This is a genomic window from Candidatus Poriferisodalis sp. (assembly GCF_965208895.1).
GTDB lineage: Bacteria > Actinomycetota > Acidimicrobiia > Acidimicrobiales > Poriferisodalaceae > Poriferisodalis.
The window spans coordinates 4,170,417-4,183,069 of the sequence record NZ_OZ242363.1 but is presented as its reverse complement, the minus strand read 5'-3'; the positions used below and the strand labels follow the sequence as shown (position 1 = coordinate 4,183,069).

Annotated in this window: 12 protein-coding genes; 7 read left to right on the top strand and 5 right to left on the bottom strand. The window is 66.3% G+C overall.

Annotated features, from left to right (window positions below; genetic code table 11):
• Nucleotides 1-17: 17 nt before the first annotated feature.
• The 3 genes from ACOGJB_RS18775 (at nt 18) to ACOGJB_RS18765 (ending at nt 3,367) form a co-directional block, all read left to right on the top strand.
• A complete protein-coding gene (locus tag ACOGJB_RS18775; protein ID WP_419838596.1) occupies nt 18-797 on the top strand; it encodes a 2-keto-4-pentenoate hydratase in 780 nt (259 codons plus the stop codon).
• Entirely contained in the window at nt 794-1,819 is a 1,026-nt protein-coding gene (locus ACOGJB_RS18770) for a D-2-hydroxyacid dehydrogenase (RefSeq protein WP_419838595.1), read from the top strand. The genes ACOGJB_RS18775 and ACOGJB_RS18770 overlap by 4 nt, the downstream gene beginning before the upstream one ends.
• Before the next feature lie 213 nt (nt 1,820-2,032).
• Nucleotides 2,033-3,367: a bifunctional o-acetylhomoserine/o-acetylserine sulfhydrylase gene (locus ACOGJB_RS18765; RefSeq protein WP_419838594.1), complete on the top strand. Its 1,335-nt coding sequence runs from the start codon at nt 2,033-2,035 to the stop codon at nt 3,365-3,367.
• Nucleotides 3,368-3,573: 206 nt separating this feature from the next.
• Here the strand turns inward: ACOGJB_RS18765 and ACOGJB_RS18760 are convergent, their stop codons facing one another.
• Together ACOGJB_RS18760 and ACOGJB_RS18755 are read right to left on the bottom strand one after the other, a co-directional pair.
• Nucleotides 3,574-3,825 (bottom strand): hypothetical protein, encoded by a 252-nt coding sequence (locus ACOGJB_RS18760; protein WP_419838593.1) that lies wholly within the window; start codon nt 3,823-3,825, stop codon nt 3,574-3,576.
• A 226-nt stretch (nt 3,826-4,051) separates the two neighbouring features.
• Nucleotides 4,052-5,266, bottom strand: coding sequence for a CaiB/BaiF CoA transferase family protein (locus ACOGJB_RS18755; RefSeq protein WP_419838592.1), 1,215 nt, complete (start codon nt 5,264-5,266; stop codon nt 4,052-4,054).
• Nucleotides 5,267-5,449: 183 nt separating this feature from the next.
• On the opposite strand from ACOGJB_RS18755, the gene ACOGJB_RS18750 reads away from it, so the two are divergent.
• Both ACOGJB_RS18750 and ACOGJB_RS18745 read left to right on the top strand, forming a co-directional pair.
• Nucleotides 5,450-5,770 (top strand): type II toxin-antitoxin system Phd/YefM family antitoxin, encoded by a 321-nt coding sequence (locus ACOGJB_RS18750; protein ID WP_419838591.1) that lies wholly within the window; start codon nt 5,450-5,452, stop codon nt 5,768-5,770.
• Nucleotides 5,771-5,781: 11 nt separating this feature from the next.
• Nucleotides 5,782-6,228 carry a type II toxin-antitoxin system VapC family toxin gene (locus tag ACOGJB_RS18745; RefSeq protein ID WP_419838590.1) on the top strand — a complete coding sequence of 149 codons (447 nt, stop codon included), beginning with the start codon at nt 5,782-5,784 and terminating at the stop codon, nt 6,226-6,228.
• On the opposite strand, the gene ACOGJB_RS18740 is transcribed toward ACOGJB_RS18745, so the two are convergent.
• Nucleotides 6,125-7,177: a glycosyltransferase family 2 protein gene (locus ACOGJB_RS18740; protein WP_419838589.1), complete on the bottom strand. Its 1,053-nt coding sequence runs from the start codon at nt 7,175-7,177 to the stop codon at nt 6,125-6,127. The genes ACOGJB_RS18745 and ACOGJB_RS18740 overlap by 104 nt on opposite strands.
• Nucleotides 7,174-8,502 carry a sugar transferase gene (locus tag ACOGJB_RS18735; protein WP_419838588.1) on the bottom strand — a complete coding sequence of 443 codons (1,329 nt, stop codon included), beginning with the start codon at nt 8,500-8,502 and terminating at the stop codon, nt 7,174-7,176. Before ACOGJB_RS18735 ends, ACOGJB_RS18740 begins: the two co-directional genes overlap by 4 nt.
• A 175-nt stretch (nt 8,503-8,677) precedes the next feature.
• Between ACOGJB_RS18735 and ACOGJB_RS18730 the strand changes: the two genes are divergently transcribed.
• On the top strand, nt 8,678-10,267 hold the full coding sequence (locus tag ACOGJB_RS18730) for a hypothetical protein (RefSeq protein WP_419838587.1): 1,590 nt from the start codon (nt 8,678-8,680) through the stop codon (nt 10,265-10,267).
• A gap of 40 nt (nt 10,268-10,307) precedes the next feature.
• Here the strand turns inward: ACOGJB_RS18730 and galE are convergent, their stop codons facing one another.
• Nucleotides 10,308-11,315 (bottom strand): UDP-glucose 4-epimerase GalE, encoded by a 1,008-nt coding sequence (gene galE / locus ACOGJB_RS18725; protein ID WP_419838586.1) that lies wholly within the window; start codon nt 11,313-11,315, stop codon nt 10,308-10,310.
• Nucleotides 11,316-11,522: 207 nt separating this feature from the next.
• Between galE and ACOGJB_RS18720 the strand changes: the two genes are divergently transcribed.
• Nucleotides 11,523-12,626 (top strand): DUF3048 domain-containing protein, encoded by a 1,104-nt coding sequence (locus ACOGJB_RS18720; protein WP_419838585.1) that lies wholly within the window; start codon nt 11,523-11,525, stop codon nt 12,624-12,626.
• The last annotated feature ends 27 nt before the right edge of the window (nt 12,627-12,653 follow it).

The following is a 12,653-nucleotide window of genomic DNA, read 5'->3' as shown; positions in this document are numbered from 1 at the left end:
CTCTAGGGTGCGCCGCTGTGACTTCGCCACGACAGCTCAGCCCCGTACAGCTCGCTGCAGCCGACGCCTTGACCGCCTACCTCGCCGACGGAGGCGAGGCACCCACAGCGGCGTTTGCCAACTTGGGCTTCGAAGACGGACTCGCCATCCAGTGCGAGATGCAGCGGCGGGCCGCCGCCAATGGTGCCGTGCACGCCGGCTGGAAGGTGGGGCTGACCTCGGATCGGGCTCGGACTGCAGTAGGAATCGACGACCGGCCGTTCGGGCACGTCAACCGCGTGCTCGCATCGCCCGCCGACATCCCGTCCGCGCAGATCAGCAAGGTGAGCATCGAACCTGAGATGTGCTTCGTGATCGGCGAGCGCATCGCCGGCGACGACGTCGATCCAGCTTCGGTGCCCGCTCGGATCGCGCGGGTGTGCGCCGGCTACGAGGTGAACGAGGCGCGCGTCGCCGTCGGAGGCAACCTCGCCATGCTCGTCGCCGACAGCCTGACGAACTGGGCCATTGTGCGGGGCTCGGGAGTCGACGCTCCGCCCGCAGCAGCTCTCGACCGCTGCGTGGTGACGGTCTCGTGCGACGGCGAAGAGCGCTTCAGCTGCACGGCCGCGGACGAGGTCGACAACCCCTACCTGTCGATCGCCCGGCTCGCCGCGACACTGCACCGCCACTGCATGGCTCTCGAAGCGGGCCAGAGCGTGATCACCGGTGCGTACTCCCGCTTCCGGGTCGAGCCCGGCCAGCGTTGGACGACCCACTACAGCGGCATCGGAGACGTGGAGGCGACGATCTCATGAGTACTGCAATTCCCGGCCCGACGACGCTGGAGGTGCCCGACGAGGCCCTCAACGTCCTGGTCACCAAGACGCTGACCCTGCCTGATGTCAGCGCAGCCGACGAGGCCGCGATCCGTGCCGCAGCCGGGCCGGGCGCCGTGGTGAACATCGTGGACCGGCCACGAGACGGCGTGCCGCTGGCAGCGGACGCACAGGTAATCCTCGGCATCGTGCCCGAGTGGCTCTTCGATGCGGCCCCGAACCTGCGCTGGATTCACGCCACGGCATCGGGCGTCGACATGTTCATGTACCCCAAGTTCCTCACCAGCGATGTCGTGCTGACCGGCGAGAAAGGTCTGGTCGGCAGCCACCTGGCCGATCATGCGTTCGGCCTGCTGCTGGCGCTAGTCAGGCGCATCGCAACGGCGGTGAAGCTCGGCCCGCAGGGATGGGACGACGACCTCCGGGAACAGATGCGTTACAGCGAGCTCGAGCTCGAAGGCCTGACCATGGGCATTCTGGGGTTCGGCGGCACGGGCCGACACATCGCCCGCCGCGCCACCGCGTTCGGCATGAACGTGCAGGCGATGGACCTGTACTCGGTTCCACCTGGCGAGGGCGTCGAGACCGTCGGCGGGCCGGAGTCGCTGCGCGACATCGTGGCGACCAGCGATGTCCTAGCAGTCGGTCTGCCGCTCACCGGCGACACCCGGGCCATGTTCGATGACGAGATGTTCGCCTTGATGCCCGACGGCGCGGTGTTGCTGAACGTGACCCGCGGCGAAATCATCGACGGACCGGCCTTGGAGCGTGCACTGGCTGAGGGACGGATCGGCGGCGCCGCTCTCGATGTCGCACCCGTCGAGCCGCTGCCCGCCGACAGCCCGCTGTGGGGTTTCGACAACTGCGTGATGACACCACATACCGCCGGTGCCAGCCAGCACCGCGCACGGCGCAACCTGGAGCGCTTCTGCCGAAACCTCGTCGCGCTGCGAGAGGGCCGCGCGCTGGAGGGCGTCGTAGACAAGCAGACGGGGTTCTGAGCGGGCGCATTCGTCGCACCACTGGCTTGCTCACGGCCCATCGGACAGCGGCCCGGACCACCCAAGAAATCGGCACTGCAATTCCGACACCTATCTGTCACAGAAAATCCGACCGGATAGGTCGGGTTTTGCCGGTACAGTCTTGCGCGCTCGGCAATCCCGCCGGGTTATAGGCATAGCCCGCCTCATGGGGCGTAAGAAATGGAGCTCACTATGAGCGACGCAGATGAAGACCAAACCGACCAATGGGGTTTCGAAACCCGAATGATCCACGCGGGTCAAGCGCCTGACAGCGCCACCAACGCCCGCGCGGTTCCCATCTACCAGACCACCTCGTACACCTTCGAGAGTTCCGAGCATGCCCAGAAGCTGTTCGGCCTGGCTGAGATCGGGAACATCTACACCCGCATCATGAACCCCACCCAGCATGTGCTGGAGGAGCGCATCAGTGCGCTCGAAGGGGGCATTCGCACAGCAGTCGGCCTGCCCGGCGCGCTGGCGGTGTCCTCGGGGCAGGCGGCGGAGACGCTGGCAATCCTCAACCTTGCGGAGTCGGGCGACCACATCGTGGCCAGCCCGTCGCTGTATGGGGGCACGTACAACCTGTTCCACTACACGCTGCCGAAGATGGGCATCGAGACCACGTTTGTGGAAGATCCCGACGACCTCGACGCATGGCGCGATGCGACCCGTGACAACACGCGGGCGTTCTACGGCGAGACCATCGGCAATCCCAAGAACGACATCTTGGACTTCGAAGGCGTGTCCGACGTGGCCCATTCGGTGGGCGTTCCGCTGGTCATCGACAACACGGTGCCATCGCCGTACCTGTGCCAGCCCCTGGCCCACGGTGCGGACATCGTGGTGCATTCGGCCACCAAGTTCATCGGCGGTCACGGCACCTCCATCGGCGGGCTCATCGTCGACGGCGGCACGTTCGACTTCGGCGCCTCTGGACGGCATGCGATGTTCACCGAGCCCGATCCGAGCTACCACGGGCTGGCCTACTGGCCGGCCCTCGGCGCAGGTTCGTACATCCTCAAGGCACGGGTGCAGCTGCTGCGCGATATCGGCGCTGCGGTCTCGCCCATGAACGCATTCCTGTTCCTGCAGGGAATCGAAACCTTGTCGCTGCGCATGGAACGACATGTCGCCAACGCCCAGGCGGTGGCCCAGTACCTGGAGTCCCACCCGCAGGTCGAGTGGGTGCTCTACGCCGGGCTGGCGTCGAGTCCCTACAACGAGCGGGCGCGCAAGTACCTGCCTCGGGGCGCCGGTTCAGTGCTGGCGTTCGGGATCGACGGCGGCACCAAGGCGGGCCAGAAGTTCGTGGAGAGCCTGCAGTTGCACAGCCATGTCGCCAACATCGGCGATGTGCGCAGCCTGGCGATCCATCCGGCCAGCACGACGCACAGCCAGCTCACCCCCGAAGAGCAATCCGACACCGGCGTCGAGCCGAACTTGGTGCGGCTGTCGGTGGGCATCGAGACCATCGACGACATCATCGCCGACCTCGATACTGGCTTCGAAGCGGCTGCCGGCGTCTGACGCTCGGCACCATCGGCTCGCGGGCTGACGGCGCTACGTCGTCAGCCCGTCGGCGGATGCCATACACAGGCCCAAGGGAACTGCTCGACGCGCTTCGCATGAGGTAGTTCATGCCGGAAATTGCAGGGTAGTTCCTGCTGGTTCTTGCAGGCTTCATTGGCTGACGGCGCCGGCCTCGCGCAGGGCGGCGCGGATCCGGTGTTCGCTCATTCGCCGTCTCGCTCCTGGCTCTCGGCGCGCAACTGCTTGTGCCCCGAAATGGCGCCGGCGATGGCGCATGCGAACAAGAACACGCCGGCGTTGATCTGCCCGGCGTTGTTGGACGCGAGGCAGGCCAGCAGCAGCACGACTGCGATGTCGGCCCGCCAGGTCCCGCGCTTGCCCACGGCAGTCCGCGCACCGGCCGATTCGTCGCCGCGGAGATCGAACTCAATACGCCATGTCCTGGGCTTGCTCATGACAGCCCCCGCACCATCTCGACGCGCATTCGGCGGCGTCGGCGGACGCGATCGCACCAGTCAAGCAGCAGGTCACCTCGCCTGGTGGCCGTGTTGTCGTGTCCGCGTGCCAAGGCCTCACCGACGTTTTCCGAACCGTGAAACTGACTGAGATGAAGGTCCGAGAACTTCAATAGGTGCATGCCATCGACGGTAGTGAGGGGCTGTTACATCAAACCGTCCGGCATCAACTGACGGCGCCAACCTCGCGCAGGGCGGTGATCTCGCCGGGCGCCAAGCCGAACTGGGCCAGGATCTCGTCGGTGTGCTCGCCTCGCGCGGGGCTGGGCCGGCGGATGTCACCGGGCACCCCGTCGATCTGGGTGGCATTGCGCACAATGCGAATGTCGCCCATCGCCGGGTGATGCACCGGCGCGGCCATGCCGAGATGCTCTACCTGCGGGTCGGCGAATGCCTCAGCCACAGTGTTGACGCGACCGCACGGGATGCCGACGGCGTTGAGACGTTCGACCCATTCGTCGCAGCTCGCCTGGGCCAACCGCTCGCCGATGAGCTTGTTCAGCTCAGACCGATTGGCCGAGCGTAATTTCGTCGACGAGAATCGTTCGTCGTCGACCAAGTCGGGGCGGTCGATCTCGGCGCAGAAGGCTCGCCACAGTCGACCGCCGGGGGCGGCGATGTTGATGTGCCCGTCTGCGGCTTCGTAGGTCCCCATCGGGATCATCGTGGGGTGGTCGTTGCCGGCCTGGGGCGGATCCTCCCCCGCCACCGTCCAGCGGGCCGCCTGGAAATCGAGCATGCCGATCATCGACTCGAGCAGCGAGGTGTGCACCCAGCGGCCTTCGCCAGTGCGGGATCGCTCGATGAGCGCTACCAGAACGCCGATCGCGAGCTGAAGGCCTGCGGTCACATCGCTGATGGCCACGCCGGCCCGCACGGGGCCGTGGCCCGGCAGCCCGGTCACGGCCATCATCCCGCCGAGGCCCTGCGCGATCTGGTCGACGCCGCCTCTCGTCGCGTACGGACCGTCTTGGCCGAAGCCCGAGATCGATCCCATGACGAGCGTTGGGTTTACGGCGTGCAGGGTCTCCCAGTCGAACCCCAGCCGGTACTTGACGGTTGGCCGAAGGTTCTCGATCAGCACGTCGGCCGGCCGGACGAGCCGGTGAAGCAGTTCACGGCCCGACGGATTCTTCAAATCGATGACCAACGAGCGCTTGTTGCGATGGATGTTGAGGTGATCCGGCGATGCCTCCCGGCCTTCCTCGAAACCGTCGACAGGAGCATCCACTCGGATCACGTCGGCACCCCAGTCAGCGAGTTGCCGTACGGCCGTCGGCCCCGCGCGCGCAATGGTCAGATCGAGCACGGTGATGCCGGCAAGCGGCAACTCCGGGCCGCCCGCGTTGGCATCCGGCGACGGCTTCGCAGACGCAGTCATGCGCCGGGTGAGGCGGACCGCCGATCCCGTACACGACAGCCTTCCTTGCCGATCACAGCCTCAGCCATAACGGTGAGCGTACTGGCCGCGAGAAATGACTCAATACTGAAATGACTAGACCCTGACTAGACATTGCAATATCGTCTGATGGAACCCAGTATGGACATGCCAAGGAGCGTCGTTGTGGGATTGGAACCGGCGCAATCCGCCTCTCAAGTGTCCATGCCCGGTGGCCCGCTGCACACCGTCGCGGCTGCCGATTTCAAGGCGCGGTGCCTGAAGATCCTCGACGAGGTGCGGGATTCTGGCAACTACGTCATCATCACCAAGCACGGCCACCCGGTCGCGAAGCTCGTTCCGGTCGACGCCACTGAGAATCGGCCAGCGTTCATCGGGGCGTGCAAAGGGCAGATCTCTTACGCCGAGGACGAGACGTTCGAGAATTCCACCCTCGATGACATGGACGCCTGGGAATCGAACCTCGACGATTCGCAGGAACAGTGATCTGAGCGCACATGCTATTGCTCGACACGAACGCTCTGCTGTGGGCGCTCAGCGACGATCCTCGGCTCGGCGGCGCCGCACGTGAACTCATCGAAGAGGCTTGGGCGACTGGGGCAGTTGCTGTCTCGGCGGTAACATTCTGGGAAGTCGCCCTTCTTGTCGAGCGCCAGCGTCTGACGCTGTCGGCAACACCGGAACAGTGGCGCCGAGCACGCATCGCAGACGGACTCGTTGAACTGCCGCTGCACGGCGAAGAGGCATTGAGAGCCGTACGGCTCGGGGAAGAAGGCTTCCACCGAGATCCCGCCGACCGGTTCATTGTCGCCACGGCTCTCATCGGTGGACACACACTCGTTACATCCGATCAGCAGATCCTTGCATGGCCGGGGCCCTTGCCCCGTGTCGATTCCCGCGGCGTGGGCCCAGGAGGAAGCCGGCACCCCACGAGAAATGCATGACTGCGAACGCCGCCGCCGCCCTCACACGGTCGCCCAACTGCGGAAGGCTGGAGCGCAGCCGGGCCGCGGCCAGCGCGCATGCGCCGATGTACGCGGCGGGAGCGATCAAGCCGCGCTGGCGCCCTTTGGCCAGCTGGCACGCAGACAGCACCAGACCCACAACGAGGGCCGGCGCTGCGAGCTGCCGCGGCTGCATCGAGCGTGGGTGACGGCTGATCACCACGCGCTTCCAGACTCCGTAGTCGAAGTACTGACGGGCGAGTCCTGCCCAGCTGGATCGGGGCAGGTACTCCACGACCAAGCTGGGATCGAGCCACACCACGTGACCCGCTTCGTGCAGACGCCAGTTCAGCTCGTAGTCCTGATTCCGTTCTAACGACTCGTCGAACCCTCCGACAGACCGCAGCGCAGCAGCGTCGAAGACACCGAGATACACCGTGTCGACGGGCCCTGAATGACTCCCCTGCCGGAACGCAGCCGGGCCCCCGCCGAACGGCGACGACACGGCCGCCGCGATCACTCGACTCAAGCCGCTGCGCCCGACCGCACTCTGCACGCCGCCGACATTCGCGGCCCCGGATTTTGCAAGCGTTGCGACCGCCCGCTCGACGTAATCGGCTGGCAGCCTGGCTTGCGCATCGACGCGCACAATGACTGAGCCCGCAGCCTCGGCAATCGCCAGATTCAAGCCCGACGACGTGGTCCCCGCGGGATTATCGACGACTTCGAGCGGCCATGCGCAGTTGGACTCGCGAGCGACGTCCTCGGTCTCGTCGCTGCTCGGCGCCACGGCCACGATCACGTCCAGCGAACCTCGGTAGGTCTGCGCGCTCACAGCATCCAGGCATCCAGGCAGCTCAGCGGCACAGTTGCGCGCCGGGATCACCACGGTTACATGCGGCCCGCCGGCTGTGACACGCAGCCCGCCGGCCGCTCCCGCATCGCTCACCGGGCGTTGCGGCGAGCCATGACGACAAGGCTCTTTGCCATGATCTCCCAGTCGAGCACCGGCGACCAGTTGACGACGTACTGAAGGTCGTGGCCGAGCTTGTAGCCGGGATCGGTCTGGTAGTGGCCCTGCGTCTGGGCGAGTCCCGTGATGCCGGGCGGCACGTCATGTCGTCGGCCGTACCCAGCGATCTCGCGTTCCAGGCGGGCCACGAATTGGGGCCGTTCGGGCCGCGGACCCACGAGCGACATGGTGCCGACCAGTACGTTCCACAGCTGCGGCAGCTCGTCGAGGCGGGTGCTGCGCAGCCAGCCCATCCCCTTTATCACCCGTGGGTCGTTCGAGGCGGCCATCACTGGCCCATTGCGCTCGGCGTCACGCGTCATGGTGCGGAACTTCAGCAGCACGAACGGCGCTCCCTCACGGCCGACACGTTCCTGCCGGTACAGCACTCCGCGGCCTCCCACGGTTCTTACATAGATCGCGACGGCCGCTGAGAGCGGCAGTGCGAACGGAGCGAGCAGTGCCAGGTACGCCAAGTCCAAGAGCCGCTTGAAGCGCAGGCGGCACATGGGCAGCGCATGGGCCCGCAGCGCCACGAACGGCATGCCTCCGATCTGGCGACTGCGCTGCAGACCGAGCAGCGTGTCTGCCGGCTTGATCCGGCGGAACACGCCGATGTTGCGCAGTTCCAGTTCGCCGAGCGGCTCGGGATAGATGGTGTCGAGCGGCTCGCCGGACAACAGCAAGAGCTCGGTGGCACCCAGGCGATCCGCTTCACCGATGATCAGTTCGGGGTCGGTCAGGCTGCCCGCGACCACGGCATCGGCTTCCGCGTCCGCGAGGTGCACCTCAGCAGAGTCAATATCGGCGGGCGCGCCCACCAGCAGCATTCGAGGCCTGCCCATCCGCAGCAGGCGCACGCGGCGCGCTCCCCAGCGATTGAACGAGATCAGCACCGCTCCCGCCACCGCGAGCACAACCAGGTTCGCCCGGGGCATCAGATAGCGGCCCGTCAGCAGCGTCACCGTGGCATCGCCGCCCACCGCCATGAAGGTCAGCAGCATCGCCCGCGGAAGCCAGGGGCGGTGCCCCAGCCGCTGCTCGAACTCGTAGAGACCGCCGAAGTAGTAGACGGTCATGTGCAAGACCGTGGCGATCGCAAAACCGATGACGTAGTGGGTGCGGGGATATGTCGGCCAGTCGAGGCCGAAGCGCACCACGGTGATCGCCGCCATCAAGGCGAACAACGTCACTGCATCGACGACGTAGAGGAATCGGAATCCTCGCCGGCTCGACGTCGCCAGCGCTGCGGCTGAATTCACGTGCTCATGGTTGGACGGAACGCGTCCGGGGGCGCTGTGCGACGTGGCGTCCGGCAGTCGATGCCGCTCTTGGACCACCATCGGGCCGATACTACGCTGCCCCCCTTCAGGCGATGGGTGCGACGATCAGATTCACAGCGATCAGAATCGGGCGATCGGAAACGACGGATCCCTCATGCTCATTCCAGGACTCGTGGCTCGACTGCGTTCGGGTTGGACCGTCGTTGTCCTCATCTGCGTGGGCGTGCTGGCACTGTGGGCACCAGACCTCGACTTGCCGCTGGGCAACAGCGACGATGGCCGGATCTTTGGCCGCGCAGGCATTCAGGCGCGCAACTTCTGGGACTTGGGGCCGCTGGATTCCAGCCTGGGCGCCAGGACCGATCCGTTCATCCGGACCGAATTCGAGGTGCCGCCCAGAACCGAGCCGCCCCCAGAGGCGGTCACCTATGCGCATCACCCGCCGCTGAAGCAGTTCCTCACCATCGTCTCGGTGGGCACGCTCGGCGACAGCCCGACCGCAATACGGATCACCGACTTCCTGCTCGGCGCCGCCACTGTGGCATTCATGGCCGCGCTGCTGCGCGCCGTGGGCATGCGGTGGGGGCCGACGCTGCTCGCGCTGCTGGTCATGGTGAGCACAGGCTTTTTCTACGTGTACGCGCGCATGGGCATCAGCTTCTCGATGCTGCTCGCGCTCACCGCAGCCATCGCGTGGCTGCGGCGAGCCCAAACGCCCTCACGCTGGGCACTCGCGGCTGTCGGTGCGCTCACCGCGCTCACGGCGATGCACTCCTGGATAGCCATCGCATCGCTGGGTCTGCTGCTGCCGTGGCTGTTCATCGGGACGATGCAGCGGCGGCCGGCCCGCAGCTCTGGGGCAGTCACCGGTTCGTCGGGGGGTGTGGCCGGTTGGCTGCGACGCCGGTGGTCGCCGGCCATGACTGCAGTCGCAGCGGGGGCGCTGCTGGGAGGCTTGTTGACCGCCGGCTGGCTGCTGAATGCAACCGACGTCTCCGAGCTCAGCGAGCGGGTCGCCTTTCGAACTGGCAATGATGTCTCCACCGCAGCCGAGCAGGCCCAGTTCACCTTCGGCGAGTTTCTCCAGCGCCAGTGGACCTTCGCAGGCCACGAGCTGTTGACGTCGTGGTGGCTGCGGCTGCTGTTTTTCCCCGCGCTCATCGCAGGCCTCATCGACCGTCGCACCCGGGGACCGGTGGTGGTGACGCTCGCTGTGGCGATGTCGCTCACATTCGCGCTGCAGCAGGGAGCGTGGATCCATCGCCTGTGGAACTTCCCATGGGTGGCGCCGACGTCCATCGGCATCGCCGCCCTTGCCGACGCAGCTGGTCGACTGTTGCGGGGGCCCGCCGCCAAGCTTCGAGCGCCGTTGGGTGCAGCCGCAGCGGCGGTCACGTTGGTGACGCTGGCGTTCGTGGTGTCTGGTTCGACGCGAGACTTCTATCTCTCGCGCCCGGCCGATGCCGGGGCCGTCTTGGAACAGGCACGCGACGAAGCGCAGGTGGCTGAAGCCGAGTTGGTGTGGTTCGCCGCGGGCATCTGGACCCCGCGCTGGATCTCGTACTATCTGGATCGGCCGGTCTGGATGCTTGACGAGACCAATGTCAGCGAGGTCGTCGCAACGGATGTGATCTTGGTGCGCAACGACCGGGTGCCATCCTTTGTGCCTCCAGAGGCAATGGCTGCGCCGCTGGCCGCCGGCACCGAATACACGCTCATATCTGCAGCAGCACTGGCTGAGTGACCGAATCTCGGGCGCCCGGCCCTCGTCGGGACGCGAGGCCTCACGCCGAACCGTCTGCGCACCTGTTCACGAATCGCCAGTGGTCAGCCAGCATCTGGGCCAGGCCGCGCCGCGCACGCCATCCCAGTTCGTCCGCAGCCCGCGAGCAGTCGGCCCACGACTCGGCGATGTCGCCCGGCCGGCGGCCCACGACCTCATGCGGAATCCGACGGCCGGTTGCAGCTTCGGCGGCCTCGATCAGCTCGAGAACCGTGGTGCCGATGCCGGTGCCGAGATTGAACACGCAGCTGGACTGGGTGCCGAGATCGGCTTCGAGCGCTACCAGGTGGCCCTCGGCGAGATCCATGACGTGAACGAAGTCGCGCACGGCAGTGCCGTCGCGAGTGCCGTAGTCGTCGCCGAACACCTGCAGCCGATCCGCCGAGCCGAGCGCCACACGCATCACAACGGGCACGAGGTTCTGGGCGGCCGCGATGGGCTGCTCGCCGATGCGGCCCGAAGCGTGCGCGCCGACTGGGTTGAAGTAGCGCAGGATGACCGCTTGCAATGCGGAGCACGCCGATGCGTCGGCGAGGATGCGTTCGCAGATCAGCTTGGTAGTGCCATAGGGGCTCCGGGGCGCAGGGGCCGTCTCCTCGGTGACGGGCAACTGCTCGGGCATGCCGTACACCACGGCCGACGAGCTGAAGACCAAGCGATCTATGCCTCGTTCAATGGCGACTTCCGCCAAGTTGAGCGTCGAGAGGAGGTTGTTCCGGTAGTACCTCAGGGGTTCGGAAAATGACTCCGGAACGCTCTTGCAGGCCGCGAAGTGCGCAATCGAATCGAAATCGTGTTCGTCGCAGAGCCGTCGAACTGCGGCACGATCCGTCGCGTCGCCTTCGATGACTGCCAGATTCGGCGCCGTCAGTGTTCGAAGCTCGCCAACCACGTCGCCCCGGGCGTTGGAGAAGTCATCCAGCACGACGACGTCGCGCCCTGCGGCATGCAGGGCAACCACCGTGTGGCTCCCGACGTATCCGGCGCCCCCAACGACGAGCGTTGTCATGGTGGCAGTGTGCCACCCTGTCGCGACAGGCGACCGGTATGGTGAATGTCCGCTCGGATGGCCGCGGTGGCCCTGCTGCACATGTCAAGGAGCAGACCTTTGGAGCGTGTCCGCGAATCGTGCGCCGAGTGCTGGCCGCTCGCGGTCGGGACGGGCCGCAGTACCCGAGTCTTCACCGGCACGGCGCGTCGGGCCCTGAGCTGGACGATGTGGTTCGCAGCACTGATGTTGCTGGCGGCGTGCTCGTCGATCACGGTGCCGCCAGAGACGATCGAGGTCGAGCCAGTTCCGTCCACATCGACGGTGTCCGCGGTGCCGCAGACCAGCATCGCGACGCCAGCGAGCACCGCTCCAGCAACAACCAGCGCGCCGGTCACATCGGTGACCGAGGCCGAGCCCGCCACCTCCACCACAACCGCTGCTCCGCAGTTCACCGCGCCATTTACCGGCTTGCCGACACCCGTCGAGATCGTGCGGCCCGCTGCCGTCGTCAAGATCGACAACCACCCGCGTGCCTTGCCGCAGTGGGGTCTCAATCAGGCCGACGTCGTCTACGAGGAACTCGTCGAGGCCCGACTCACGCGATTCGCTGCGATCTTCCACTCCACAGATGCCGACGTGGTCGGCCCTGTTCGATCGGCTCGCACCGGCGATTTCGCACTGCTGTCGAATCTCAACCGGCCGATCTTCGTGAACTCGGGAGCGAATGCGTACACCGCCCGAGCCCTTCGCAGTGTCGACGCGGTCGCCATCATCGACGGGGCCGCCATCGCCAAGGGCGTCTTCGAGCGTTCACCGGAAAAGAACGCTCCGCACAATCTCATCACGGACACGGCTCGCATCTATGGCGCGGGAACGGCTGAAGGCAGGACGCCGCCGAGATACCTCAGATTCCGCGACGAGGGTGAGGCGCTGCCGCGAAGCACCGCCGCGAGCGGCGTCGATATCGACTTCGGGCAAATCGAGGCGTCGTATCGCTGGGACGCAGCCGTAGGCGGCTGGGCCCGTGCTCAGAACGGAAGAGATCACACCGACTTCGACGGTGTGCGCGTCGCACCCGAGAACGTCATCGTGCAATTCGTGCGATACCGCCAGAGCCCCGCAGATGCTGCAACTCCCGAACCGGTGCTCACTGGCGGCGGCGAGGCATGGATCTTCACAGACGGCGTGGTCGTGCGAGGCACGTGGGAGAGGTTGTCCGAACTCGATGTCACCGTGTTCCGCTCCGACAACGCCCTCATCGTGCCGCTGACAGCGGGCCGCACTTGGATCGCGCTCGCGCGAGCGGGGACGGCCGAGATCGTTCCCTGATCAGTGCCCCGTCATCGCAACGGTGCA